Here is a 25,171-nt window from a genome sequence, read left to right as displayed (position 1 = left end):
CTTGGAATACTGTCATTCTAACCGATTAAGAAGACAGGGTGCGAATCAAGTTAGAGTAATCTTCTTTAATATCGTGGCTCTCTTCACGTAGCTGCTCAATCTTGCGACAAGCATGCAATACAGTGGTGTGGTCACGACCACCAAACGCATCACCAATTTCCGGCAAGCTATGATTAGTCAGCTCTTTTGCCAGCGCCATCGCCAACTGACGAGGACGAGCAACTGAGCGAGAGCGACGCTTAGACAGCAGATCAGCCACTTTAATCTTGTAGTATTCCGCCACTGTCTTTTGAATATTGTCGATAGTAACGAGCTTCTCTTGCAGAGCAAGTAGGTCGCGCAGCGCTTCACGAACGAAATCAATCGTGATTGGGCGACCGGTGAAGTTCGCGTTAGCAATAACGCGGTTAAGTGCCCCTTCCAACTCACGAACGTTGGAACGCAGACGCTTAGCAATAAAGAATGCCACTTCATCTGCTAGGTGGATTTGGTGGTCTTCCGCTTTCTTCATCAAGATCGCTACACGAGTTTCAAGCTCTGGTGGCTCGATCGCGACGGTTAATCCCCAACCGAAACGTGATTTCAGACGATCTTCTACACCGCTGATCTCTTTTGGGTAGCGATCTGAAGTCAAAATGATCTGTTGGTTACCTTCTAGCAATGCGTTGAAGGTATGGAAGAATTCTTCTTGTGAACGCTCTTTATTGGCAAAGAATTGGATATCATCGATAAGCAACGCATCAACACTTCGGTAGTAGCGTTTGAACTCTTCAATCGCATTGTTTTGCAGTGCTTTCACCATATCTTGCACAAAACGCTCAGAGTGCATGTACACCACTTTCGCATTTGGGTTGTTATCCACAATGGCATTACCCATTGCATGCAACAAGTGCGTTTTACCCAAGCCAGTACCACCGTATAGGAACAGCGGGTTATATGCAGCACCTGGGTTATCCGAAACCTGACGAGCAGCAGCAAGACCCAATTGGTTCGACTTACCTTCAACGAAGTTATTGAACTTATGTTTTGGGTTCACATTAGAGCGGTGGTTGATGTCTGCGATCACTTGCACGTCATCATCCCACGTTTTATGCACAGGCTTACGGGCTTGCAGCTGAGCGGGCGCTGAAGACTCTGCCGCAACATCCGCCGGCGTTCGTGTCGGTGCCGGTTTTGGTGCTGCAACTCGGCGACTGCCAACTTCAAAGCGTAAACTAGGTACATCATTACCGCAGTATTCTTGCAGTAAGCGATTAATGCTATTCAGGTACTTGTCACGAACCCAATCCAACACAAAGCGGTTAGGTGCAAACAAAGTGAGAGTATTGTCATTGAGCTCCGCTTGTAACGGACGAACCCACATACTGAATTCTGTAGCTGGTAGCTCTTCTTGAAGCTGCTGCAAACATTGCAACCAAAGCGAAGATGACACGGTGCCCCCACTGAGTATTTGAATTATCGGAAAAGACTGGCAATTTTACCTGTTGATAACCAAGATCGCCAGCAATTGATCGATGATCCAGTGAATAAGATCTAAGTTATTCACAATATTTTCGCCCAACTTAGTGAGATCAACACATCTTGCCCCAAATTTGCCCACACATTGATCCACATTTAGGCAAAATCAGTCAGATCGAGTCATTGGTGATAACTCTGTGTATGAATTTTCATTCATCGGCTTATTTCGATCGTCACTCATGCTTCTTTCGATCGTTTTTTCATCATTTATCCCTATATCTTGGCTACTATCTATACCAAATAAGATCTTATTACTCTGAGGTCTAGGTTATTGCACTTGGTTATTTCTTTAATTGAGCTAACTGACAGTAGTATTTCCAACCATAAAATTATGGAGATGTATTATGAAAAACTGGATTAAGGTTGCAGTTGCAGCCATCGCTTTATCTGCCGCCACCGTTCAAGCAGCAACTGAAGTCAAAGTTGGCATGTCTGGTCGCTACTTCCCATTCACTTTTGTGAAGCAAGATAAGCTACAAGGTTTTGAAGTGGATATGTGGGATGAGATCGGTAAGCGTAATGATTACAAGATCGAATACGTAACAGCGAACTTTTCTGGTTTGTTTGGCCTACTCGAAACAGGTCGTATTGATACCATCTCGAACCAAATCACGATGACAGATGCGCGTAAAGCGAAATACCTATTTGCAGACCCATACGTAGTAGATGGTGCGCAAATTACCGTACGTAAAGGCAACGACAGCATCCAAGGTGTCGAAGATCTCGCAGGCAAAACCGTTGCTGTTAACCTAGGCTCTAACTTTGAACAGTTGCTACGTGATTACGACAAAGATGGCAAGATCAACATTAAGACTTACGATACAGGTATTGAACACGATGTGGCACTAGGTCGTGCGGATGCTTTCATCATGGATCGTTTGTCTGCCCTAGAGCTGATTAAGAAAACGGGTCTACCGCTTCAACTGGCAGGTGAACCATTTGAAACGATTCAAAACGCTTGGCCATTCGTGGATAACGAAAAGGGTCGTAAGCTACAAGCGGAAGTGAATAAAGCACTTGCAGAAATGCGCGCAGACGGAACAGTAGAGAAGATTTCAGTGAAATGGTTTGGTGCCGACATCACGAAGTAAAACTTCTCTTCTTTTAGGACGCAGGGCTTTATCTCGCGTCCTTTTTTAACTCAATGACAAGGTGGAACTTAGTATTCCACCTTTTCTTTTCTCAAGGTAAGTCGTATGGGATTTGATTTTAATTACATGCTGGAGCTGCTACCGATACTGCTCAAGTATCTTGGCACGACCATGGAAATGGCCACATGGGGATTGGTCTTTTCTTTAATTCTATCCGTCATTTTAGCGAACATTCGCGTATTTAAGCTGCCAGTTCTCGACCAATTGAGCCAACTTTATATCAGCTTCTTCCGTGGTACTCCGCTTTTAGTACAACTGTTTCTGCTCTACTACGGCTTACCGCAAATCTTCCCATTTATGGTGGGAATCGATGCCTTTTCTGCTGCGGTAATTGGTTTAACGCTGCACTTTGCCGCTTATATGGCAGAGAGCATTCGTGCAGCCATCATTGGCATTGATCGCAGCCAAATGGAAGCAAGCTTGTCGGTCGGTATGACAACCACACAAGCGATGCGCCGTGTGATTTTACCGCAGGCAACACGTGTCGCACTGCCTTCATTGATGAACTACTTCATCGATATGATTAAGTCGACATCCCTCGCCTTCACACTTGGTGTTGCAGAAATCATGGCCAAAGCGCAGATGGAAGCTTCGTCTAGCTTCCGTTTCTTTGAAGCGTTCCTTGCTGTCGCTCTGATTTACTGGGGCGTGGTGGTTATCCTGACTCGAGTACAGATTTGGGCAGAAGCGAAATTGAATAAGGCGTACGTACGATGATCAAACTAGAAAACATTCACAAACGTTTTGGCGATACTGAAGTTCTAAAAGGCATTGATCTCGACATCAAACAAGGTGAGATCATCGTTATTATCGGCTCAAGCGGTACTGGCAAGTCGACACTTCTACGTACCGTAAACTTCTTAGAGCAAGCAGACGAAGGTTGCATTACCATCGATGACATTTCGGTCGACACACAAAAACACACCAAAGCAGAAGTGCTTGCTCTACGTCGCCGTACTGGGTTTGTCTTTCAAAACTATGCCCTATTTGCTCATATGAATGCGCGTCAGAACATCGCAGAGGGCTTGATTACTGTTCGAGGATGGAAGAAAGATGACGCGTTAAAACGTGCTCAACAGATTCTGGATGACATTGGTCTTGGGGACAAAGGTGAAAGTTATCCAGCGGCGCTCTCGGGTGGACAACAACAACGTGTGGGTATCGGTAGAGCGATGGCACTGCAACCCGAATTGCTGCTTTTTGATGAACCAACATCAGCTCTGGATCCTGAGTGGGTCGGAGAAGTTCTCTCATTAATGAAGAAGTTAGCGAATCAACACCAAACCATGCTGGTGGTAACGCACGAGATGCAATTTGCCAAAGAAGTCGCTGACAGAGTGATCTTTATGGCTGAAGGCAACATTGTTGAACAAGGTTCTCCACAAGATATCTTCGATAATCCACAAGATCCTCGTTTGAAAAAATTCCTTAACCAAGTGGGAATAGAGTAAAGATCAAGCATCAAGATCAATCGATCCTTGAGATTTGACTCACACTACGTATAATCGCCCGGTCGGAATTTCGTACTCATGAGTCATTGACACATTATGTGAGTGTGATTACAATTCCGCCTCTTTGTTGAGAGGCGTCGGTTGTTCTTCTTTAATAAAGAGCTTCTTTATATAAAGAAAGCAAAATGCCCACGCCGGGTTTAACAAGAACCTAAAACTACTGATCAGTAAAGGTAATTATCATGAAACGCACTTTTCAACCTACAGTTCTAAAGCGCAAGCGTACTCACGGCTTCCGTGCTCGCATGGCAACTAAGAACGGTCGTAAAGTTATCAACGCACGTCGTGCAAAAGGCCGTGCGCGCCTATCAAAATAATCGCTAGTTTATTTTGAACACGTACGCGTTTAATCGGGAGTTACGCTTGTTAACTCCCGAGCATTATCAAAACGTCTTCCAGCAAGCTCATCGAGCTGGCTCGCCTCATTTCACCATCATTGCTCGCAATAACAAACTTTCTCACCCACGATTAGGTTTAGCTGTTCCGAAAAAGCAAATCAAAACTGCTGTCGGTCGTAACCGTTTTAAACGTTTGGCTCGTGAAAGCTTTCGTAACAATCAACATCAGCTTCCAAATAAAGATTTTGTTGTGATCGCGAAGAAAAGCGCGCAAGATTTAAGCAATGAGGAATTATTTAAGTTGTTTGATAAGCTATGGCATCGCCTGTCTCGCCCTTCACGTGGATAGCCATTGGGCTCGTTAATCTTTATCGCTGGTTTATCAGCCCTCTGATTGGTCCTCGCTGCCGGTTCACACCAACTTGTTCCACTTACGCGCTAGAAGCTTTGAGAGCTCACGGTTTTGTAAAAGGATGTTGGTTATCAGGCAAACGTCTATTAAAATGCCACCCTTTGAATGAAGGGGGGTATGACCCCGTTCCACCAGTCCAAAAACAAGACAGAGATAACTAACGATGGATTCTCAACGTAATATCCTGCTCATTGCTCTGGCACTGGTTTCTTTCTTGCTGTTTCAACAGTGGCAAGTAGCAAAGAACCCAGCACCTCAAGCAGTTGAACAGGCTCAATCAAGCAGTACTCTACCTGCACCATCTTTTGCTGATGAGCTAGACCCAGTTCCAGGTCAACAGCAAGCTTCTGCAAAAACTATCACAGTAACGACTGATGTTTTAACTCTGTCGATCGACACCGTTGGTGGCGATGTGGTACATGCCGACCTTAACAAATACTCTGCTGAACTTGATTCATCAGATCCATTCGTTCTGCTAAAAGACACTAAAGGTCACCAGTTCATCGCGCAAAGCGGTCTAGTGGGTCCTCAAGGTATCGACCTAAGCAGCACTAACCGTCCTCACTACAACATAAGTGCAGACAGCTTCAAACTGGCTGACGGTCAAGACGAACTACGCGTTCCAATGACGTTCACTGCAAACGGTATCGAATACATTAAAACTTACGTACTGAAACGTGGCAGCTACGCGCTGAACGTGGAATACGATGTAGTGAACAACTCTGGTAACAACGCAACATTTGGTATGTACGCTCACTTGCGTCAAAACCTAATGGACGCTGGTGGTAGCATCACAATGCCAACTTACCGTGGCGGTGCTTACTCAACAGAAGACGTTCGTTACAAAAAATACAGCTTTGAAGACATGCAGGATCGCAACTTGTCTCTCAACCTAGCAGATGGTCAAGGTTGGGCAGCAATGATCCAACACTACTTCGCTGCAGCTTGGATCCCACGTAACGAACCAGGTACTAACCTGTACACTCGCGTGATTGGTAATCTAGGTGATATCGGCGTACGTATGCCAAACAAAACTATCGCGACGGGTGACCAAGCGAAGTTTGAAGCAACGCTTTGGGTTGGTCCTAAACTGCAAAAAGAAATGGCTGCAGTAGCACCAAACCTAGACCTAGTAGTGGACTACGGCTGGCTATGGTTCATCGCTAAACCACTTCACTCACTGCTTGCTTTCATCCAAAACTTCGTGGGTAACTGGGGTGTGGCAATCATCTGTTTGACCTTCATCGTTCGTGGTGCAATGTACCCACTAACGAAAGCGCAATACACGTCTATGGCGAAAATGCGTATGCTACAGCCTAAGCTGCAAGCTATGCGTGAGCGCATCGGCGATGACCGTCAGCGCATGAGCCAAGAGATGATGGAACTGTATAAGAAAGAGAAAGTGAACCCTCTGGGCGGCTGTCTACCTCTTATCCTACAGATGCCTATCTTCATCGCTCTATACTGGGCACTAATGGAATCAGTTGAGCTACGTCATTCACCATTCTTTGGTTGGATTCACGACCTTTCAGCACAGGACCCTTACTACATCCTGCCGCTACTGATGGGTGCGTCAATGTTCCTAATCCAGAAGATGAGCCCAACAACAGTAACGGATCCAATGCAGCAGAAGATCATGACCTTTATGCCGGTTATGTTTACCTTCTTCTTCTTGTTCTTCCCATCAGGTCTAGTTCTATACTGGTTGGTGTCGAACATCGTTACGCTGATCCAGCAGACTTTGATTTACAAAGCGCTGGAGAAAAAAGGCTTACACACTAAGTAAACCTTTATAGAAAAGCATAAGAAAGGCGGCCAAAAGGTCGCCTTTTTGTTTTTGGCTGATTACAATTCAGCTAACTAATTGGTTCTGGCTCCCTAGGTCTGTAAAACCCTATAGCCCAGCTCAAAAGGCAAGATTATGACTACAGATACGATTGTCGCTCAGGCTACCGCACCCGGTCGTGGTGGTGTCGGCATTATTCGTGTTTCAGGCCCTAAGGCCAATCAAGTGGCACTAGAAGTCACAGGTAAAACGCTAAAGCCTCGCTACGCAGAGTATCTGCCATTCCAAGCGGAAGATGGCATCGTGCTAGACCAAGGCATTGCACTGTACTTCCCTAACCCACATTCGTTCACTGGCGAAGACGTTCTAGAACTTCAAGGTCACGGCGGTCCTGTTGTAATGGACATGCTAATTAAACGTATTCTGGGCATTGATGGTGTTCGTGCAGCCCGTCCTGGCGAATTCTCAGAACGTGCATTCTTGAATGATAAGATGGACTTAACGCAAGCTGAAGCGATCGCAGACTTGATCGATGCAAGCTCAGAAGAAGCGGCAAAATCAGCATTGCAATCGCTGCAGGGTCAGTTCTCACAACGTATTCAAACGCTGGTGGAGTCGTTGATTCACCTACGAATTTACGTTGAAGCAGCGATCGATTTCCCTGAAGAAGAAATAGACTTTCTTGCCGATGGAAAAGTATCAGCCGATCTTCAAGCCATCATCGATAACCTAGATGCAGTGCGTAAAGAAGCAAACCAAGGCGCCATCATGCGTGAAGGTATGAAAGTCGTGATTGCAGGTCGTCCTAATGCGGGTAAATCTAGCCTTCTGAATGCTCTGTCAGGCAAAGAGTCTGCAATTGTGACTGATATTGCCGGTACAACACGTGATGTACTGCGTGAACACATTCACATTGATGGTATGCCTCTACACATTATTGATACTGCCGGTCTGCGTGATGCTTCAGATGAGGTTGAGAAAATCGGTATCGAGCGAGCATGGGACGAAATAGCCCAAGCGGACCGTGTGCTCTTCATGGTAGATGGCACCACGACTGACGCCACGGATCCAAAAGACATATGGCCGGATTTCGTTGATCGCCTACCAAACAGTATTGGAATGACGGTGATCCGTAACAAAGCGGATCAAACCGGTGAAGAAATGGGGATCTGCCATGTGAATGATCCAACGTTAATTCGTCTTTCGGCAAAAACAGGCGCAGGTGTGGATGCTTTACGCACCCATTTAAAAGAATGTATGGGCTTCTCAGGCAATACGGAAGGCGGCTTTATGGCTCGTCGTCGCCATCTCGATGCATTAGAACGTGCAGCTCAGCACCTACAAATAGGTCAAGAACAGCTTGAAGGCTTCATGGCTGGCGAGATTTTGGCAGAAGAACTGCGTATCACTCAGCAACACTTGAACGAGATTACCGGAGAGTTCAGTTCCGATGACCTCCTTGGACGAATCTTCTCCTCATTCTGTATCGGTAAATAGTAAAACGCGCGGTGTCAGGCATAAGCTTAACACCGCGTTTCTTTTTGTACTGACGAACAACTGCAACTTGTCGTTGGTATGACTTATAAAGGAAGACACATGATCCACATTATTACAGGCAGTACTCTCGGTGGTGCGGAATACGTTGGTGATCACCTAAGTGATCTACTCAATGAGAACGGATTGGAAACAACGATCCACAATCAACCAGAGTTGTCGTCGATCGAGAATCGAGGCACTTGGTTAGTTATCACTTCAACTCACGGTGCAGGTGAATATCCAGACAATATCCAACCTTTCATCAACGCACTGCAAAATACGCCACCAAAAATGGCGGATGTGAAGTTCGCCGTCATCGCAATTGGTGATTCAAGCTACGATACATTCTGTGCAGCAGGTCAGCATGCATATGACCTACTAGAAGATATTGGTGCAACACCTTTAGCAGATTGCTTGAAAATAGACGTGCTTAACCATGATGTACCTGAAGACGCAGCAGAAGCTTGGTTAAACGAGAACCTCGCACGTTTTTCTGCTTAATCCCCCTTTCACAGAGCCGAATTACGGCTCTGTTTTTCCTCTTTGTGAATAACTCCTATCAGCCAACACCGTTCAACCGCTCAAAAAACACCCAAAACATCTGTGGATAAGTAAGGTAAGATCCAGTGACTTTCCTTTAGTTATCCAAATAACAACTTAGATCTTTTTTTAGCCCTGTGCATAACCATCAATTTTGATCTCAGGAAATCCTCGATCAGATCAAATCATGATCACAAGATTTGATCCAAAGAAGATCCATGATCTTGTTGATCATTTTCCAGTTATCCACAGAAACCTGCGATCCTAATAATAGATCCAATAAAAGATCATATATATAGATCTTATATATATAGTCTTAAGGTCTAAAATGTGAAAAGCGAGAAAACGATTCTCTCTCATAGATAAAAAAGGTAAAATACCGCTCTTTTTTATCTGTCCATTAAATCCTTTGAATACCTGAGGTCAGTTCATGCTTTATCACGAAAACTTTGACGTCATTGTTGTTGGTGGCGGACACGCAGGAACGGAAGCCGCGCTCGCATCTGCACGCACAGGACAAAAAACCCTTCTCCTTACCCATAACATCGATACATTAGGCCAGATGTCTTGTAATCCGGCGATTGGTGGTATCGGTAAAGGTCACTTAGTAAAAGAAGTGGATGCTATGGGCGGTCTGATGGCTGAAGCCATTGACCATGCAGGTATTCAATTCCGAACGCTAAATGCTTCCAAAGGTCCAGCGGTTCGAGCTACACGAGCTCAAGCAGACCGTGCTCTATACAAAGCATACGTACGCAACGCATTAGAAAATGCGCCAAATCTAACTCTGTTCCAGCAATCGGTCGACGATCTGATTGTGGAGCAAGATCGTGTGGTTGGCGTTGTGACACAAATGGGGCTGAAATTCCACGCGAAAGCTGTGGTATTAACGGTTGGTACTTTCCTTGGTGGTAAGATCCACATTGGTATGGAAAGTTCATCCGGTGGTCGTGCTGGTGATCCACCATCGATAGCATTGGCGGATCGATTGCGTGAACTACCATTCCGAGTTGATCGATTAAAAACAGGTACGCCACCGCGTATTGATGCTCGAAGCGTTGATTTCTCAGTGCTAGAAGCGCAGCATGGTGACAACCCGACACCTGTATTTTCATTTATGGGGAAACGAGAGCACCATCCACGTCAGATCCCATGTTTTATCACTCACACCAATGAGCAAACTCATGAAGTGATCCGTAATAACCTTGATCGTAGCCCAATGTACGCTGGTGTGATCGAAGGTATAGGTCCACGCTACTGTCCGTCTATCGAAGACAAAGTGATGCGCTTTGCGGATAAAAACAGTCACCAAATCTTTATTGAGCCAGAAGGTTTAACGACGCACGAGTTATACCCTAATGGTATTTCCACCAGTTTGCCGTTTGACGTTCAAGTTCAAATCGTTCGCTCAATGAAAGGGTTTGAAAACGCACACATTGTTCGTCCTGGTTATGCGATTGAATACGATTTCTTCGACCCTCGTGATTTGAAGCAAACGTACGAAACCAAATTCATCAATGGTTTGTTCTTCGCGGGGCAAATCAACGGTACAACAGGTTATGAAGAAGCCGCTGCACAAGGTTTAATGGCTGGTCTTAATGCAAGTTTGCACAGTCAAGGCAAAGAAGGCTGGAGCCCTCGTCGTGACCAAGCTTACATGGGGGTTCTAATTGACGATCTGTCGACCATGGGTACCAAAGAACCGTACCGAATGTTCACGTCTCGAGCGGAATACCGTTTGTTGCTACGTGAAGATAACGCCGATTTGCGTTTGACTGAAAAAGCACGTGAACTTGGTTTGATTGATGATGTTCGTTGGGCACGTTTCAACGAAAAAATCGACAACATGGAAACTGAGCGCCAACGCCTAAAGTCGACCTGGATGAATCCAAATTCAATCGGTATCGATGAATTAAACAAGCTGCTGAAAACGCCAATGGCGCGTGAAGCAAGTGGTGAGGATCTTCTTCGTCGCCCAGAGATCTCATACTCACAATTGACCGAGCTCGAAGCTTTTGCTCCGGCATTGGAAGATCAACAAGCTGCTGAGCAAGTTGAAATTCAGGTTAAGTACGATGGTTACATCAAGCGTCAACAAGAAGAGATCGAAAAATCACTGCGCCATGAGCACACTAAGTTGCCAGCTGATTTGGACTACAAAGACGTGAAAGGTCTTTCCAATGAAGTCGTTGCAAAGCTGACAGAAGCGAAACCAGAAAGCATTGGTATTGCATCTCGCATCTCGGGCATTACCCCTGCGGCGATTTCTATTTTGCTTGTTCACCTGAAGAAGCACGGTTTGCTGAAGAAAGGTGAGGAAGAATAATGAGCGCTTTACGTACCAGATTAGACGAGCTGATCGCACAAACCGATTTAGAAGTGTCTGAAAAGCAACGCGAGCAGTTAGTCGGTTACGTCGAATTGCTCGACAAGTGGAACAAAGCTTACAACTTGACGTCGGTCCGTGATCCGCTTGAGATGTTAGTGAAACATATCCTTGATAGCATCATCGTTAGCACTCACTTACCGGGTGAGCGCTTTATCGATGTTGGCACAGGACCTGGTTTACCTGGCATTCCACTCGCAATCATGAACCCTGAGAAGACGTTCTTCTTGCTCGATAGCCTTGGTAAGCGCATTCGTTTTCTCAAGCAAGTTGTGCACGCACTTGGGTTGAAAAATGTGACACCAATTCAAAGTCGCGTTGAAGAATTCCAGCCAGAAGAAAAATTTGATGGCGTTTTGAGTCGAGCTTTTGCTTCAATGACGGACATGGTGGAATGGTGTCATCATTTGCCTAAACAAGATTCAGGGGTGTTTCTTGCATTGAAAGGACAACACCCTAAAGATGAAATAGATCAGCTTCCTGAATGGTGTAGTGTGACGGAGATCATATCTTTAGCTGTTCCTGAGTTGGAAGGTGATCGTCATCTAGTAATCTTATCGCGCAAGGAAAATTAGCGAGGTAATCGTGGGTAAAATTGTAGCAATCGCCAACCAGAAAGGTGGGGTCGGCAAAACAACAACGTGCATTAACTTAGCAGCTTCGATGGCGGCAACAAAGCGCAAAGTTTTGGTGATCGATCTCGACCCTCAAGGCAATGCTACTATGGCTAGTGGTGTCGACAAGTACATGGTTGACGCGACAGCGTATGATCTTTTGGTTGAAGATACCCCTTTTGATCAAGTGGTTTGCACACAAACCACTGGGAAATACGATCTGATTGCAGCGAACGGTGACGTGACTGCTGCAGAAATCAAATTGATGGAAGTATTCGCGCGTGAGGTTCGTCTCAAAAACGCCCTTGCGCCAGTTCGCGATAACTATGATTTCATCTTTATTGATTGTCCTCCTTCTCTAAACCTTCTTACAATCAACGCAATGGCCGCAGCCGACTCTGTGCTGGTGCCGATGCAATGTGAATACTTTGCGTTAGAAGGTTTAACTGCTCTTATGGATACAATCAGCAAGTTAGCGGCCGTGGTTAATGAGAACCTCAAAATTGAAGGTTTACTGCGTACCATGTACGACCCACGTAACCGCCTATCTAATGAAGTATCCGATCAACTTAAAAAACACTTTGGTAGTAAAGTTTACCGTACTGTGATCCCACGTAATGTGCGTTTGGCCGAAGCGCCGAGCCACGGTAAACCAGCTATGTACTATGACAAGTACTCAGCTGGCGCCAAAGCGTATCTTGCTTTAGCGGGCGAAATGCTCCGCCGCGAAGAAATCCCAGTTTAACTCTAACCTAAGGAATTCCTCCTATGTCTAAGCGTGGTCTAGGAAAAGGACTGGATGCGTTGTTGTCGACCAGTTCGTTAGCTCGTGAAAAACAGCACATTGCATCGCAAAGCCAAGCGTTGTCGGCTGATGGCGAGTTGACTGATTTGGCTATTGGTCAATTGCAGCCGGGTGTTTACCAACCTCGTAAAGATATGGCTCCAGAAGCGCTAGAAGAACTAGCCGCTTCGATTCAATCGCAAGGCATTATTCAGCCAATAGTGGTTCGCCAAGTGGCAAGCGGTCAGTTTGAAATCATCGCAGGTGAGCGTCGTTGGCGTGCGGCAAAGCAAGCCGGTCTAAAACGTGTACCTTGTTTGGTGAAAAAGGTCGAAGACCGTGCTGCGATAGCGATGGCGTTGATTGAAAACATTCAGCGCGAAGATTTGAACGTGATTGAAGAAGCGCAAGCGCTTGAACGTCTACAAGATGAATTCACGTTGACACATCAGCAAGTGGCCGATGTGATCGGAAAATCAAGAACGACCGTGAGCAACCTATTACGTCTAAATCAGTTGGAAATTGATGTAAAAGGTCTGGTTGCAGATAAAAAATTGGAAATGGGTCATGCTCGAGCTCTGTTAGCGTTAGAAGGCGAACAGCAGGTCGAAGTGGCGCAACAAGTGGCTAAGAAGCAAATGACTGTTCGCCAAACCGAACAGTTAGTAAAAAAGTGCTTAGCCCCACAGAATGAGCAAAAAGCTCAACAAGAAGATACCGAAGCAGAGCAAATGTCGCATAAATTGAGTCAACTGCTTGATGCTAAGGTTTCTTTGGTCCGTTCTGCAAACGGCAAAGCGAAAGTGACGATAAGTCTTGATGAGCCTCACAAATTGGATCAACTGATTGCCAAGCTAGAGGCCTAGATGAGATAATTGATTTAGGTCAATTAATCAAAATAATCGAATTTTGTGTGAAAGTTGTCGGATTGTAAACAAAACTGTAAGTTTTTGATGCAATATAATTGCATTCAATTGTTCTCACCGTATAATTTTCGCCAATTTCCCTGCACAGAGAGTTTAGTGCAAAGTGGATATTACTAGAGGTACGAATACATGGTAGCTGCGTTAGCTAGACCAGGACGAGAGCTCGCAAAGCAATTGTTAATGATCCAGTCTGGCGCGGTTATTTTTGTGGCTGCAGGAATGGCGATAGCCGTGAATCCTGAATGGGGAATTTCAGCGCTGGTTGGTGGGGGCATTTTTGTTGTTGCCAATGCTGTCTTTGCGTTATGTGCTTTTATGTTTAGTGGGGCTCGCGCTGCCAAGCGTATCGCGGCTTCTTTCTATACAGGCGAAGTTCTGAAAATCCTCATCACGGTTGTGTTGTTCTACGTAGCCTACATGTATATGCAGGTGGAACTTGTTCCCCTCAAACTAACCTATTTGCTGGTACTAGGTATTAATATCTGTGCACCAGTGCTATTCATTAACAACAAAAAATAGGATGAGTTATGGCTGCGCCAGGTGAAGCGCTAACATCGTCCGGTTACATTGCCCACCACCTTACTAACCTATCTCTTTACAAGTTAGGTCTAGTAGCGGAGGAGACAAGTTTCTGGAACGTACATATCGATAGCCTGTTTTTTTCTTGGTTTACTGGTTTAATCTTCCTCGGAATTTTTTACAAAGTAGCGAAGAGAACAACAGCGGGTGTACCGGGTAAGCTTCAGTGTGCTGTAGAAATGATCGTTGAATTTGTCGCGGAAAACGTCAAAGACACGTTCCATGGACGCAACCCACTGATCGCGCCTTTAGCACTGACTATCTTTTGTTGGGTATTTTTGATGAACGTGATGGACTTAGTTCCTATCGACTTCTTACCGTACCCAGCAGAGCATTGGCTAGGTATCCCTTATCTTAAGGTTGTACCGTCTGCTGATGTGAATATCACCATGGCTATGGCTCTAGGCGTTTTCGCATTGATGATCTACTACAGCATCAAAGTGAAAGGTCTAGGTGGATTCGCAAAAGAACTTGCACTACATCCATTCAATCACCCACTGATGATTCCGTTTAACCTACTGATTGAAGTGGTATCGCTACTAGCGAAGCCTCTATCACTTGGTATGCGTCTATTCGGTAACATGTTCGCGGGTGAGGTTGTATTCATTCTTTGTGCGGCAATGCTACCATGGTACTTGCAATGGATGGGTTCACTACCGTGGGCAATCTTCCATATCTTGGTTATTACGATTCAAGCCTTCGTATTCATGATGTTGACAATTGTTTACCTGTCAATGGCACACGAAGATTCTGATCATTAATTTTTTAAGCTTTTTATTTGGGCACTAAGCCAACAACTATAAATTGGAGATAGTAATGGAAACTTTACTGAGCTTTTCTGCAATCGCCGTAGGTATTATCGTCGGTCTTGCTTCTCTTGGTACAGCGATTGGTTTCGCACTACTAGGTGGTAAATTCCTAGAAGGTGCAGCACGTCAACCAGAAATGGCTCCTATGCTACAAGTTAAGATGTTCATCATCGCAGGTCTACTTGATGCGGTTCCAATGATCGGTATCGTAATCGCGCTACTATTCACATTCGCAAACCCATTCGTTGGTCAACTAGGTTAATCACCTTTAACTCGGGACGAGCTCAGGCTTGTCACTGATTAACACTAAGTCCAAATAGAGGGGTAGCTGTTGTGAACATAAACGCAACTCTGCTAGGTCAAGCAATCTCGTTCGCACTATTTGTGTGGTTCTGCATGAAGTATGTATGGCCACCATTGATGCAAGCGATCGAAGAGCGTCAGAAGAAAATTGCTGATGGTCTTCAAGCAGCGGAACGTGCTGCAAAAGACTTGGATCTAGCACAAGCCAACGCTTCTGATCAGATGAAAGAAGCGAAGCGCACAGCAACTGAGATCATCGACCAAGCGAACAAGCGTAAGTCTCAAATTATTGATGAAGCTCGCGAGGAAGCTCAGGCAGAACGCCAGAAAATCCTAGCGCAAGCGGAAGCAGAACTTGAAGCTGAACGTAATCGTGCACGCGATGAGCTGCGCAAACAAGTTGCTACTCTGGCTGTAGCTGGTGCTGAGAAAATCCTTGAGCGTACTATCGATAAAGACGCTCAGAAAGATATTCTCGACAACATTACTGCAAAACTTTAAGTCTGGGGGCGCATATGTCTGATTTGACTACAATCGCACGCCCCTATGCTAAAGCAGCCTTCGACTTTGCTGTAGACAAAGATCAGCTAGACCAATGGGGTCAAATGCTATCTTTTGCTGCTGAAGTTGCCAAAAACGAACAAATGAATGAACTTCTAACGGGTTCTGTTTCTGCTGACAAAATGGCAGAAATCTTTGTTGCAGTTTGTGGCGAACAAGTTGATGCGCACGGTCAAAACCTGATTAAGGTAATGGCTGAGAATGGTCGTCTGACGGCCCTTCCTGATGTTTGTGAACAATTCTTCCTATTGAAGAAAGAGCATGAGAAAGAAATCGATGTTGAAGTAATTTCAGCAAGCGAACTTTCTGATGAACAACTTGCAAACATTGGCAGCAAACTTGAAGTGCGTCTTGAACGCAAAGTGAAGCTGAATTGCAGTGTAGATGAGACCCTACTTGGTGGGGTTATTATTCGAGCCGGAGACCTAGTCATCGATGACTCAGCGCGTGGTCGTTTGAACCGCCTGAGCGATGCATTGCAGTCTTAATGGGGATTGGAGCATGCAACTTAATTCCACGGAAATTAGCGATCTGATCAAACAACGTATCGAATCTTTCGAAGTTGTTAGTGAAGCTCGCAACGAGGGTACTATCGTATCGGTAAGCGATGGTATCATCCGCATCCACGGCCTAGCGGACGTGATGCAAGGTGAAATGATTGAATTACCGGGTGGCCGTTATGCACTAGCACTTAACCTTGAGCGTGACTCGGTTGGTGCGGTAGTAATGGGCCCATATGCTGACCTTAAGGAAGGCATGAAAGTTACAGGTACTGGTCGCATTCTTGAAGTGCCAGTTGGTCCAGAACTTCTAGGTCGCGTAGTGAACACACTAGGTGAGCCTATCGATGGTAAAGGTCCAATCGAAGCTAAATTGACTTCGCCTGTAGAAGTAATCGCACCAGGTGTAATCGACCGTAAATCGGTAGACCAACCTGTGCAAACTGGTTACAAATCAGTTGACTCAATGATCCCAATCGGTCGTGGTCAGCGTGAGCTTGTAATTGGTGACCGTCAGACTGGTAAAACAGCAATGGCGATCGACGCGATTATCAACCAGAAAGACTCTGGTATTTTCTCAATCTACGTAGCAATCGGTCAGAAAGCATCGACTATCGCTAACGTAGTTCGCAAACTAGAAGAGCACGGCGCGCTAGCTAACACTATCGTTGTTGTTGCATCTGCTTCTGAATCTGCAGCGCTACAATATCTAGCGCCATACGCAGGTTGTGCGATGGGTGAATACTTCCGCGATCGCGGTGAAGACGCACTGATTGTTTACGATGATCTATCTAAGCAAGCGGTAGCTTACCGTCAGATCTCTCTACTACTAAAACGTCCACCAGGCCGTGAGGCATTCCCAGGTGATGTATTCTACCTACACTCGCGTCTACTAGAGCGTGCAGCTCGTGTAAACGAAGAGTACGTAGAGCGTTTCACTAACGGTGAAGTGAAAGGTAAGACTGGTTCTCTAACTGCTCTTCCTATCATTGAAACTCAAGCAGGTGACGTTTCAGCATTCGTACCGACTAACGTAATCTCGATTACCGATGGTCAGATCTTCCTACAAACTGAGCTATTCAACGCAGGTGTACGTCCAGCGGTTGACCCAGGTATCTCAGTATCTCGTGTAGGTGGTTCAGCTCAGACGAAAATCATCAAGAAGCTATCAGGCGGTATCCGTACTGCACTAGCTCAGTACCGTGAACTAGCGGCATTCGCGCAGTTCTCGTCTGACCTTGATGAAGCGACGAAGAAACAGCTAGACCACGGTCAAAAAGTTACAGAACTAATGAAGCAAAAGCAGTACGCTCCAATGTCTGTATTTGACCAAGCACTAGTAATCTTCGCGGCAGAGCGCGGCTATTTAGCAGATGTTGAACTAAGCAAACTGCTAGATTTCGAAGCGGCTCTACTATCGTACGCTCGCGGTCAATACGCTGAATTCGCAGCTGAGATCGACAAGACGGGTGCATACAACGATGAAGTTGAAGCTCAGTTGAAGAAACTGACTGACGACTTCGTAGCAACCCAAACTTGGTAATTAGGTCGGTGGCAGTTTCTGCCACCAACTAACGGAGAGTAACGATGGCCGGCGCAAAAGAGATACGTAATAAAATCGGTAGTGTTAAAAGCACTCAGAAAATTACGAAAGCGATGGAAATGGTAGCAGCTTCAAAAATGCGTCGTTCTCAAGACGCAATGGAAGCTTCTCGTCCATACGCTGAAACAATGCGTAAAGTGATCGGTCATGTGGCTAACGCAAACCTAGAGTACCGTCATCCGTACCTAGAAGAGCGTGAAGCTAAACGTGTTGGTTACATCATCGTTTCGACAGACCGTGGTCTGTGTGGTGGTTTGAACATTAACGTGTTCAAGAAAGCCGTTACAGACATGCAATCATGGAAAGAGAAAGGTGCTGAAGTTGAACTGGCTGTAATTGGTTCAAAAGCAACAGCTTTCTTTAAACATGGTGGCGCAAAAGTTGCGGCACAGGTTTCTGGTCTGGGTGATAGCCCAAGCCTAGAAGACCTAATCGGTTCTGTTGGCGTAATGCTTAAGAAATACGATGAAGGTGAACTGGATCGTCTATATGTGGTGTTCAACAAGTTTGTGAACACTATGATTCAGCAACCAACGATCGATCAATTGCTACCTTTGCCTAAATCGGACAGCGAAGAGATGCAGCGTGAGCACTCATGGGACTACATCTATGAGCCTGAGCCAAAACCTCTATTAGACACACTTCTAGTGCGTTACGTAGAGTCTCAGGTATACCAAGGTGTGGTTGAGAACCTTGCTTGTGAGCAAGCGGCTCGAATGATTGCGATGAAGGCTGCAACGGATAACGCAACCAACTTGATTGAAGATTTAGAACTTGTGTACAACAAAGCCCGTCAGGCTGCGATCACACAAGAATTATCGGAAATCGTTGGTGGTGCATCTGCGGTTTAAGCTTAGGTAAAACGAAATAGTTTAGAGGATTAACGATGGCTACAGGTAAGATCGTACAGATCATCGGTGCGGTAGTCGACGTAGAGTTCCCACAGAGCGAAGTACCAAGTGTATATGACGCTCTAAACGTTACAGAATCTAAAGAGCGTCTAGTTCTTGAGGTTCAACAACAGCTAGGCGGTGGCGTAGTTCGTTGTATCGTAATGGGTAGCTCTGATGGTTTACGTCGTGGCGTTGAAGTGGTTAACACTGGCGCTCCAATTTCAGTACCAGTAGGTACTAAAACTCTAGGTCGTATCATGAACGTCCTAGGTGACGCGATTGATGAGCGTGGTGAGATCGGTGCAGAAGAGGTTTACTCTATTCACCGTGAAGCACCAAGCTACGAAGAGCAATCAAACGAAACAGCACTTCTAGAAACTGGTGTTAAAGTAATCGACTTGGTTTGTCCATTCGCTAAGGGTGGTAAAATCGGCCTATTCGGTGGTGCAGGTGTAGGTAAGACCGTTAACATGATGGAGCTTATCAACAACATCGCACTTCAACACTCAGGTCTATCAGTATTTGCTGGTGTTGGTGAACGTACTCGTGAAGGTAACGATTTCTACTTCGAGATGCAGGAAGCGGGCGTTGTAAACGTTGAGAATCCTGAAGAATCTAAAGTAGCGATGGTTTACGGTCAGATGAACGAGCCACCAGGCAACCGTCTACGTGTTGCACTGACTGGTCTAACAATGGCAGAACGTTTCCGTGACGAAGGTCGTGACGTACTTCTGTTCGTTGATAACATCTACCGTTACACGCTTGCAGGTACTGAGGTATCAGCACTTCTAGGTCGTATGCCTTCTGCGGTAGGTTACCAGCCAACTCTTGCAGAAGAGATGGGTGTACTTCAGGAGCGTATCACGTCAACTAAGCAAGGTTCTATCACGTCTGTACAGGCGGTATACGTACCTGCGGATGACTTGACTGACCCGTCTCCAGCAACAACGTTCGCGCACTTGGATGCAACGGTTGTACTTAACCGTAACATCGCAGCTATGGGTCTATACCCTGCGATCGACCCACTAGATTCGACTTCTCGTCAGCTAGACCCACTAGTAGTTGGTCAAGAGCACTACGACACAGCTCGTGGCGTTCAGCAGACACTTCAGCGCTACAAAGAGCTGAAAGATATCATCGCGATTCTAGGTATGGACGAGCTATCTGAAGAAGATAAGCAAGTTGTATCTCGTGCACGTAAGATTGAGCGTTTCCTAACTCAGCCTTACCACGTAGCGGAAGTATTTACAGGTGACCCAGGCGTTTACGTACCTCTTAAAGAGACACTACGTGGCTTCAAAGGTCTACTAGCTGGTGAATACGATGACATTCCAGAGCAAGCGTTCATGTACTGCGGTACGATTGACGATGCTATCGAGAATGCGAAGAAGCTATAAGGCTAACTAGGAGGCGATATGGCACCAATAACCTTTCACCTAGACGTAGTAAGCGCTGAGAAACGTATTTTCTCTGGTCGTGTAGAAACGTTTCAGGTGACCGGTAGCGAAGGTGAACTGGGTATTTTCCACGGTCACACTCCGCTGCTGTCCGCTATTAAGCCTGGTATGGTGCGTATTGTGAAACAGCACGGCCACGAAGAGTTCATTTATGTCTCTGGTGGTATGGTCGAAGTTCAGCCTGGTACTGCTACAGTACTGGCTGATACTGCGATTCGTGGTGAAGATCTAGACGCAGCGAAGGCAGAAGAAGCCAAGCGCCGCGCTGAGGAGCAAATCCAGAATCAGCATGGTGACATGGACTTCGCACAAGCGGCCAGTGAACTGGCTAAAGCCATTGCTCAGCTACGAGTTATCGAGCTGACCAAAAAGCGTCGCTAAGCTCAATTAGCAACGTTGCATGAAAAAAGGCGGCCAATTGGTCGCCTTTTTGATTAATTTTAGTTGGAAATTTACATCCCACCATTAACTATTCCTTTCAAGCTGTTTAAAATAACGCCCAATTAAAATAGAACGTCAATAGGTTATTAATGAAATTCAGTGCTGTGATTCTTGCTGCGGGTAAAGGTACCCGTATGTATTCGAACATGCCTAAAGTGCTACACACTTTGGCAGGGAAGCCGATGGCAAAACATGTTATCGATACATGTACAGGTCTTGGTGCACAAAACATCCACCTAGTATATGGTCACGGTGGTGATCAAATGCAGCAAACGCTAGCAGAAGAGCCGGTTAATTGGGTACTGCAAGCGGAGCAACTAGGTACAGGTCACGCGGTTGATCAAGCGTCTCCGAAGTTTGAAGACGATGAAAAAGTACTGGTGCTTTACGGTGATGTTCCACTGATTTCAGCTGAAACGATTGAAAACCTATTAGATGCACAACCAACAGGCGGTATTGCACTACTAACAGTGATGCTAGACAACCCAATGGGTTACGGTCGTATCATTCGCAAAAATGGTCCAGTAGTGGCGATCGTCGAGCAAAAAGACGCAACAGAAGAGCAGAAGCTCATCAAAGAATGTAATACCGGTGTGCTGGTGGCGACAGGTGGTGACCTGAAACGCTGGCTTGCTGGTCTAAATAATGAAAACGCACAAGGCGAATACTACTTAACAGACGTTATCGCGGCAGCACACGATGAAGGTCGCGCGGTTGAGGCTGTGCACCCAGTAAACGCGATTGAAGTAGAAGGCGTTAACGACCGTGCTCAACTGGCTCGTCTTGAGCGTGCATTCCAATCAATGCAAGCACAGAAGCTATTAGAGCAAGGCGTAATGCTGCGTGATCCAGCACGTTTCGACCTACGCGGTGAACTGCAATGCGGTATGGATTGTGAAATCGATGCAAACGTGATCATCGAAGGTAAAGTATCACTGGGTGATAACGTCGTAATCGGTGCTGGTTGCGTACTGAAAGACTGTGAAATCGATGATAACACGGTGGTTCGTCCTTACAGTGTGATTGAAGGTGCAACAGTTGGTGAAGAATGTACAGTTGGTCCATTCACGCGCCTACGTCCTGGCGCAGAAATGCGTAACGATTCTCACGTAGGTAACTTCGTAGAAGTGAAAAACGCACGTATCGGCGAAGGCTCTAAAGCGAACCATCTGACTTACCTAGGTGATGCTGAGATCGGTCAACGTACTAACATCGGTGCAGGTACCATCACTTGTAACTACGATGGTGCGAACAAGTTTAAGACCATCATTGGTAACGACGTCTTCGTTGGCTCAGATAGCCAGCTTGTTGCGCCAGTGACGATTGCTGATGGTGCAACGATTGGTGCTGGTACGACATTAACCAAAGACGTTGCAGAAGGTGAGCTTGTGATTACTCGCGCGAAAGAGCGCAAAATTACCGGTTGGCAACGCCCGGTAAAACAAAAGTAAGCCTCAGCTGCTTTCTTTAACCGAAATAAACCAAAGCCGCTCAGATGAGCGGCTTTGTTGTATCTAGTGTTGTGAAAGGGAGAGTTTAGTGACTCGGAATCGCTATGCGTTTTTCTAGCCAGCGAACCGCTTGAGAGACCAAAAGAATCAGTACCAAGTACTCTAAGACGAGAAATGTATAGATCTCTAATGGTAAGTACTCATTCACGACCAATTCATTAGCACGCCTTGTTAGGTCGCTTAGACCGATTACGCTGACTAACGAACTCATCTTAAGGATATAAACAAATTGATTCCCCAGCGGCGGTAAGATTTGACGAAATGCTTGTGGAAGGATCACTAAGCGCATTTTTTGCCAGTAGTTTAACCCTAATGACTCCGCTGCCTCGTGTTGTCCGCGACTGATGGCTTGGATTCCCCCTCTAAATACTTCCGCCATAAAGGCACTTTCTGCGATAGTTAGCGCAATGACACCTGCCCAAAAGTGGTTTAAGGATACATCGAGTAACGTTGGCATTCCGTAATACACCCACAGCAACAATACCAAAACGGGAATAGAGCGGATCACTTCCACATAAACGCGGTTGATCCACTTGAGCACCGGAGAGTCAGAAAGGGCGGGAAGAGCAATAATCAATCCGATGGTCATTGCAAACAGCATGCTGAGTAGTGACACTTGGATCGTGTCATTAAAACCGGCGACCAAAAACTTGATGTTTGTTAGCCCTTGCTCGGTTGATGGGTCAAGCACATACCAGCCCCATTGGTAATCGGAACAACCGGTGAGAAACAGCAGCGAAACTAAGCATAGATGTCGATAGTTCACATTTACTCCCTGAACTGACTAAAAAACTTCCTTTGTTGCTGCTATGTTATCAATGAAGCCGTACTAATGGTTAATAATTAAAGGGAATATCTCCTACCGTCATTCTTTTAAGGGAATAGAAAATGAAAAAAACTTTGCTTGCGCTAGGAATGTGTTTGCTTGCGATAACTCAAGTCGCTCATGCAGAAAGTCGTCTACAAGAGATCTTAGATAAAGGTGTGTTGCGTGTCGGGACGACAGGGGATTGGAATCCGATGACGATGAAAGATCCAGCGACCAATAGCTATCGTGGTTTTGATATCGACGTCACCTCTGAGCTTGCCAAAGATCTTGGTGTTAAGGTGGAATACGTCGCGACCGATTGGAAAACGCTAGTCAATGGCATTACTGCCAACAAATACGATATTACGGGTAGTGCATCATTGAATATGTCACGAGCGAAAGTTGCGGGTTATAGTCAACCGTATTTCTACCTTGCGTTTGTTCCTGTTGTACAAAAGAAAGACTTAGCGAAGTTCTCTGATTGGGCAGACTTTGACAAACCTGATGTAAAAGTGGCGGCTACGCTGGGAACTGTGCAAGAAAAGATGGTCAAAGATTTCTTTCCATCTGCACAACATATTGTGATTGAAGCGCCTGCGCGTGATTTCCAAGAATTATTAGCTCGCCGCGCTGATGTATCGGTAACATCCAATGTAGAAGCGGCAACGTTGGTGACCAAGTTTAAGCAACTGGCGATAGTGCCGGTGAAGGAGCCTCGTAAGTCTACCCCTATTGCGATGCTGCTACCTCAAGATGATCAAGTATGGATTAATTACATCAATCATTGGGTTGAGTTGAAGAAAACCCAAGGCTTCTTTGAGCAAACCGCTGAAAAGTGGGGACTGAAGAGCATGTAAGTTCGTTGCTTATTGTTACTAATACAGAATAAAAGAGCCGCTCAGCAGCGGCTCTTTGTTTTAAGATAACTTTGAATTGAATCTAAAGCTCGTCTTCACTCACTACGCGAGCATTGTCTGGAGTTGTGAAGTGTTTAGACAATTCACGGTTAGACAAGATGTAACCCATCCACAGACCACCCATACAGATGATGATTGCAACACCCGTTACCATCTGAGCTTGGCTTGCCATCGCTGCTACTAGCGCGCTTGATAGGCTGCTCACGGTAATTTGCAGGCTGTTTTGCAAACCAGCTGCGGTTGCAGGGCTTTGCTTCGCACTTGCCAATGCACGGTTTACTACGATTGGGTACAGTGCACCATTCGCTACCGCAATCAAACAGAAAGGCGCTAGGATTGGCCAGATGGAGGTCAATTCCCACTGCGAAGCTACAAAGATAAGCAACGCGGCAACACTGAATAAACCGATCAACTGACGCAGAATTTTTTCATCACCAAATTTGCGAACACCAACTTTACCTAGGTAACCACCCACTATGAAAGCAATGGTTTGTGGGATAAAGCTCAAACCGATGTCTTTTGCTTCGTAGCCGAGTTGAGACATGATTTCTGGCATACCTGTTAGGTAAGCGAAGAAAGCTGCAGATGCCGTCGCAAACATAAACACGTTGCCTAGGTAAGTTTTAGACCCTAGAAGTGCTTTGATGTCAGACGACATGCTGGTTTGTTTTGTTTCTGCCTTTTCATTTTTTTGCGCCATTGTCGCAACGACAAGCAGTACGCCCATCAGTGTCAACGCTACAAAAATGCTATGCCAGCCAAAACTATCTGCGAGCAGTACACCTAACTGAGGTGCTAATGCTGGAGACAGAGCCACCAGCGGCATGATGGTCGCAAAAATCTGCTGGCTACTGCTAGAGTGACGTTTGATCACCATCGCTTGCCAAATAACAGCTGGGGCACAGACACCAATTGCTTGAACAAAGCGCAATGCTAATAGTTGCCACACTTGCTCACTGAATGCGAGACCGAAGGACGCAACAGTAAACAGCACTAAACCAGCTGCCAGTGTATTACGGTGTCCAAATTTGTCTGAAGCCAAGCCCCACATCAATTGACCAAAAGCCATACCAACAAGAAATACGGTCAGTGAAAGTGCGATTTGTTCTGGACCTGTTGCAAAGTCGATTTCCATCGCTTTGAACGCAGGTAGGTACATATCGGTCGCAATAAAGCCAAGCATAGACAAGGCTGCAAGGTAAACGAGTTGTAGTTTTGATATTTTCATGATTCAACCAATCAAATTATTTAATCATTTTTTAGTCAATATCAGTTGGCGCCAACCCT

The 25,171-nt window shown here is 45.7% G+C and carries 27 protein-coding genes; 24 read left to right on the top strand and 3 right to left on the bottom strand.

Translation table 11 applies throughout. The features are described 5' to 3' along the window. Positions 1–25: 25 nt before the first annotated feature. The gene (gene dnaA / locus VHA02S_RS14605) at positions 26–1,432 is read right to left on the bottom strand and encodes a chromosomal replication initiator protein DnaA (RefSeq protein WP_038897966.1); all 1,407 of its coding nucleotides are present in this window, start codon (positions 1,430–1,432) and stop codon (positions 26–28) included. A 430-nt stretch (positions 1,433–1,862) separates the two neighbouring features. On the opposite strand from dnaA, the gene VHA02S_RS14600 reads away from it, so the two are divergent. The 23 genes from VHA02S_RS14600 to glmU all read left to right on the top strand — a co-directional run bounded on the left by VHA02S_RS14600 (position 1,863) and on the right by glmU (position 22,099). Further along, the gene (locus tag VHA02S_RS14600) at positions 1,863–2,609 is read left to right on the top strand and encodes an amino acid ABC transporter substrate-binding protein (RefSeq protein ID WP_005451059.1); all 747 of its coding nucleotides are present in this window, start codon (positions 1,863–1,865) and stop codon (positions 2,607–2,609) included. A gap of 105 nt (positions 2,610–2,714) precedes the next feature. Beyond that, positions 2,715–3,386, top strand: a complete 672-nt coding sequence (locus VHA02S_RS14595; protein ID WP_005451049.1) for an amino acid ABC transporter permease — start codon at positions 2,715–2,717, stop codon at positions 3,384–3,386. Then, the gene (locus VHA02S_RS14590; RefSeq protein WP_038897967.1) at positions 3,383–4,120 is read left to right on the top strand and encodes an amino acid ABC transporter ATP-binding protein; all 738 of its coding nucleotides are present in this window, start codon (positions 3,383–3,385) and stop codon (positions 4,118–4,120) included. Before VHA02S_RS14595 ends, VHA02S_RS14590 begins: the two co-directional genes overlap by 4 nt. 242 nt (positions 4,121–4,362) lie before the next feature. Next, positions 4,363–4,497 carry a 50S ribosomal protein L34 gene (gene rpmH, locus VHA02S_RS14585; protein ID WP_005378825.1) on the top strand — a complete coding sequence of 45 codons (135 nt, stop codon included), beginning with the start codon at positions 4,363–4,365 and terminating at the stop codon, positions 4,495–4,497. 46 nt (positions 4,498–4,543) lie between these two features. After that, complete coding sequence (gene rnpA, locus VHA02S_RS14580) at positions 4,544–4,867, top strand: ribonuclease P protein component (protein ID WP_009699098.1); 324 nt, start codon at positions 4,544–4,546, stop codon at positions 4,865–4,867. Beyond that, positions 4,834–5,091 carry a membrane protein insertion efficiency factor YidD gene (yidD, locus tag VHA02S_RS25395; protein ID WP_005451046.1) on the top strand — a complete coding sequence of 86 codons (258 nt, stop codon included), beginning with the start codon at positions 4,834–4,836 and terminating at the stop codon, positions 5,089–5,091. The genes rnpA and yidD overlap by 34 nt, the downstream gene beginning before the upstream one ends. A gap of 2 nt (positions 5,092–5,093) precedes the next feature. After that, the gene (yidC, locus tag VHA02S_RS14575) at positions 5,094–6,716 is read left to right on the top strand and encodes a membrane protein insertase YidC (RefSeq protein ID WP_038897968.1); all 1,623 of its coding nucleotides are present in this window, start codon (positions 5,094–5,096) and stop codon (positions 6,714–6,716) included. A 135-nt stretch (positions 6,717–6,851) separates the two neighbouring features. Further along, a complete protein-coding gene (gene mnmE, locus VHA02S_RS14570; protein ID WP_038897969.1) occupies positions 6,852–8,213 on the top strand; it encodes a tRNA uridine-5-carboxymethylaminomethyl(34) synthesis GTPase MnmE in 1,362 nt (453 codons plus the stop codon). Between the two features lie 99 nt (positions 8,214–8,312). Beyond that, positions 8,313–8,753 (top strand): FMN-binding protein MioC, encoded by a 441-nt coding sequence (mioC, locus tag VHA02S_RS14565; protein WP_005451042.1) that lies wholly within the window; start codon positions 8,313–8,315, stop codon positions 8,751–8,753. A 469-nt stretch (positions 8,754–9,222) separates the two neighbouring features. Next, positions 9,223–11,118, top strand: a complete 1,896-nt coding sequence (mnmG, locus tag VHA02S_RS14560; protein WP_005451040.1) for a tRNA uridine-5-carboxymethylaminomethyl(34) synthesis enzyme MnmG — start codon at positions 9,223–9,225, stop codon at positions 11,116–11,118. Further along, a complete protein-coding gene (gene rsmG / locus VHA02S_RS14555; RefSeq protein WP_005451038.1) occupies positions 11,118–11,753 on the top strand; it encodes a 16S rRNA (guanine(527)-N(7))-methyltransferase RsmG in 636 nt (211 codons plus the stop codon). The genes mnmG and rsmG overlap by 1 nt, the downstream gene beginning before the upstream one ends. 10 nt (positions 11,754–11,763) lie before the next feature. Continuing rightward, positions 11,764–12,537, top strand: a complete 774-nt coding sequence (locus VHA02S_RS14550) for a ParA family protein (RefSeq protein ID WP_005451036.1) — start codon at positions 11,764–11,766, stop codon at positions 12,535–12,537. 23 nt (positions 12,538–12,560) lie between these two features. Beyond that, entirely contained in the window at positions 12,561–13,442 is an 882-nt protein-coding gene (locus VHA02S_RS14545; RefSeq protein ID WP_005451035.1) for a ParB/RepB/Spo0J family partition protein, read from the top strand. Positions 13,443–13,631: 189 nt separating this feature from the next. Then, positions 13,632–14,021 carry a F0F1 ATP synthase subunit I gene (locus VHA02S_RS14540; RefSeq protein WP_005440813.1) on the top strand — a complete coding sequence of 130 codons (390 nt, stop codon included), beginning with the start codon at positions 13,632–13,634 and terminating at the stop codon, positions 14,019–14,021. Positions 14,022–14,029: 8 nt separating this feature from the next. Further along, complete coding sequence (atpB, locus tag VHA02S_RS14535) at positions 14,030–14,842, top strand: F0F1 ATP synthase subunit A (RefSeq protein WP_005451034.1); 813 nt, start codon at positions 14,030–14,032, stop codon at positions 14,840–14,842. A 55-nt stretch (positions 14,843–14,897) separates the two neighbouring features. Further along, positions 14,898–15,152, top strand: a complete 255-nt coding sequence (gene atpE, locus VHA02S_RS14530) for a F0F1 ATP synthase subunit C (RefSeq protein ID WP_002540812.1) — start codon at positions 14,898–14,900, stop codon at positions 15,150–15,152. A gap of 71 nt (positions 15,153–15,223) precedes the next feature. Beyond that, positions 15,224–15,694: a F0F1 ATP synthase subunit B gene (atpF, locus tag VHA02S_RS14525; RefSeq protein WP_005451032.1), complete on the top strand. Its 471-nt coding sequence runs from the start codon at positions 15,224–15,226 to the stop codon at positions 15,692–15,694. A gap of 14 nt (positions 15,695–15,708) precedes the next feature. Further along, the gene (atpH, locus tag VHA02S_RS14520) at positions 15,709–16,242 is read left to right on the top strand and encodes a F0F1 ATP synthase subunit delta (RefSeq protein ID WP_017191014.1); all 534 of its coding nucleotides are present in this window, start codon (positions 15,709–15,711) and stop codon (positions 16,240–16,242) included. A 13-nt stretch (positions 16,243–16,255) separates the two neighbouring features. Next, complete coding sequence (gene atpA / locus VHA02S_RS14515) at positions 16,256–17,797, top strand: F0F1 ATP synthase subunit alpha (protein ID WP_005451027.1); 1,542 nt, start codon at positions 16,256–16,258, stop codon at positions 17,795–17,797. A gap of 44 nt (positions 17,798–17,841) precedes the next feature. Next, on the top strand, positions 17,842–18,708 hold the full coding sequence (atpG, locus tag VHA02S_RS14510) for a F0F1 ATP synthase subunit gamma (protein WP_005440806.1): 867 nt from the start codon (positions 17,842–17,844) through the stop codon (positions 18,706–18,708). Positions 18,709–18,743: 35 nt separating this feature from the next. Next, positions 18,744–20,147, top strand: a complete 1,404-nt coding sequence (atpD, locus tag VHA02S_RS14505) for a F0F1 ATP synthase subunit beta (protein WP_005451025.1) — start codon at positions 18,744–18,746, stop codon at positions 20,145–20,147. 18 nt (positions 20,148–20,165) lie between these two features. Beyond that, complete coding sequence (locus VHA02S_RS14500; protein WP_005429758.1) at positions 20,166–20,588, top strand: F0F1 ATP synthase subunit epsilon; 423 nt, start codon at positions 20,166–20,168, stop codon at positions 20,586–20,588. A 149-nt stretch (positions 20,589–20,737) separates the two neighbouring features. Further along, on the top strand, positions 20,738–22,099 hold the full coding sequence (gene glmU / locus VHA02S_RS14495) for a bifunctional UDP-N-acetylglucosamine diphosphorylase/glucosamine-1-phosphate N-acetyltransferase GlmU (protein WP_017191013.1): 1,362 nt from the start codon (positions 20,738–20,740) through the stop codon (positions 22,097–22,099). 85 nt (positions 22,100–22,184) lie between these two features. Here glmU and VHA02S_RS14490 read toward each other — a convergent pair whose 3' ends face one another. After that, a complete protein-coding gene (locus VHA02S_RS14490) occupies positions 22,185–22,925 on the bottom strand; it encodes an amino acid ABC transporter permease (RefSeq protein WP_009699092.1) in 741 nt (246 codons plus the stop codon). Between the two features lie 122 nt (positions 22,926–23,047). Between VHA02S_RS14490 and VHA02S_RS14485 the strand changes: the two genes are divergently transcribed. Beyond that, positions 23,048–23,824 (top strand): transporter substrate-binding domain-containing protein, encoded by a 777-nt coding sequence (locus VHA02S_RS14485; protein WP_038897970.1) that lies wholly within the window; start codon positions 23,048–23,050, stop codon positions 23,822–23,824. Positions 23,825–23,906: 82 nt separating this feature from the next. On the opposite strand, the gene punC is transcribed toward VHA02S_RS14485, so the two are convergent. Continuing rightward, on the bottom strand, positions 23,907–25,112 hold the full coding sequence (gene punC, locus VHA02S_RS14480) for a purine nucleoside transporter PunC (protein WP_038897971.1): 1,206 nt from the start codon (positions 25,110–25,112) through the stop codon (positions 23,907–23,909). Between the last annotated feature and the right edge of the window lie 59 nt (positions 25,113–25,171).

The sequence above is a fragment of the Vibrio harveyi NBRC 15634 = ATCC 14126 = KCTC 12724 genome (genome assembly GCF_001591145.1).
Taxonomy (GTDB): Bacteria; Pseudomonadota; Gammaproteobacteria; order Enterobacterales; family Vibrionaceae; genus Vibrio; species Vibrio harveyi.
The sequence above is the reverse complement of the archived record's forward strand: the minus strand, read 5'-3'. Positions and strand labels throughout refer to the sequence as shown.

Bases quoted from the DNA above. Each gene is read 5' to 3' on its own strand.
- VHA02S_RS14600 (WP_005451059.1), top strand. From the start codon at position 1,863: ATGAAAAACTGGATTAAGGTTGCAGTTGCAGCCATCGCTTTATCTGCC.
- VHA02S_RS14595 (WP_005451049.1), top strand. From the start codon at position 2,715: ATGGGATTTGATTTTAATTACATGCTGGAGCTGCTACCGATACTGCTC.
- VHA02S_RS14590 (WP_038897967.1), top strand. From the start codon at position 3,383: ATGATCAAACTAGAAAACATTCACAAACGTTTTGGCGATACTGAAGTT.
- rpmH (WP_005378825.1), top strand. From the start codon at position 4,363: ATGAAACGCACTTTTCAACCTACAGTTCTAAAGCGCAAGCGTACTCAC.
- yidD (WP_005451046.1), top strand. From the start codon at position 4,834: ATGGCATCGCCTGTCTCGCCCTTCACGTGGATAGCCATTGGGCTCGTT.
- yidC (WP_038897968.1), top strand. From the start codon at position 5,094: ATGGATTCTCAACGTAATATCCTGCTCATTGCTCTGGCACTGGTTTCT.
- mnmE (WP_038897969.1), top strand. From the start codon at position 6,852: ATGACTACAGATACGATTGTCGCTCAGGCTACCGCACCCGGTCGTGGT.
- mioC (WP_005451042.1), top strand. From the start codon at position 8,313: ATGATCCACATTATTACAGGCAGTACTCTCGGTGGTGCGGAATACGTT.
- mnmG (WP_005451040.1), top strand. From the start codon at position 9,223: ATGCTTTATCACGAAAACTTTGACGTCATTGTTGTTGGTGGCGGACAC.
- rsmG (WP_005451038.1), top strand. From the start codon at position 11,118: ATGAGCGCTTTACGTACCAGATTAGACGAGCTGATCGCACAAACCGAT.
- VHA02S_RS14545 (WP_005451035.1), top strand. From the start codon at position 12,561: ATGTCTAAGCGTGGTCTAGGAAAAGGACTGGATGCGTTGTTGTCGACC.
- VHA02S_RS14540 (WP_005440813.1), top strand. From the start codon at position 13,632: ATGGTAGCTGCGTTAGCTAGACCAGGACGAGAGCTCGCAAAGCAATTG.
- atpB (WP_005451034.1), top strand. From the start codon at position 14,030: ATGGCTGCGCCAGGTGAAGCGCTAACATCGTCCGGTTACATTGCCCAC.
- atpE (WP_002540812.1), top strand. From the start codon at position 14,898: ATGGAAACTTTACTGAGCTTTTCTGCAATCGCCGTAGGTATTATCGTC.
- atpH (WP_017191014.1), top strand. From the start codon at position 15,709: ATGTCTGATTTGACTACAATCGCACGCCCCTATGCTAAAGCAGCCTTC.
- atpA (WP_005451027.1), top strand. From the start codon at position 16,256: ATGCAACTTAATTCCACGGAAATTAGCGATCTGATCAAACAACGTATC.
- atpG (WP_005440806.1), top strand. From the start codon at position 17,842: ATGGCCGGCGCAAAAGAGATACGTAATAAAATCGGTAGTGTTAAAAGC.
- atpD (WP_005451025.1), top strand. From the start codon at position 18,744: ATGGCTACAGGTAAGATCGTACAGATCATCGGTGCGGTAGTCGACGTA.
- VHA02S_RS14500 (WP_005429758.1), top strand. From the start codon at position 20,166: ATGGCACCAATAACCTTTCACCTAGACGTAGTAAGCGCTGAGAAACGT.
- glmU (WP_017191013.1), top strand. From the start codon at position 20,738: ATGAAATTCAGTGCTGTGATTCTTGCTGCGGGTAAAGGTACCCGTATG.
- VHA02S_RS14485 (WP_038897970.1), top strand. From the start codon at position 23,048: ATGAAAAAAACTTTGCTTGCGCTAGGAATGTGTTTGCTTGCGATAACT.
- punC (WP_038897971.1), bottom strand. From the start codon at position 25,112: ATGAAAATATCAAAACTACAACTCGTTTACCTTGCAGCCTTGTCTATG.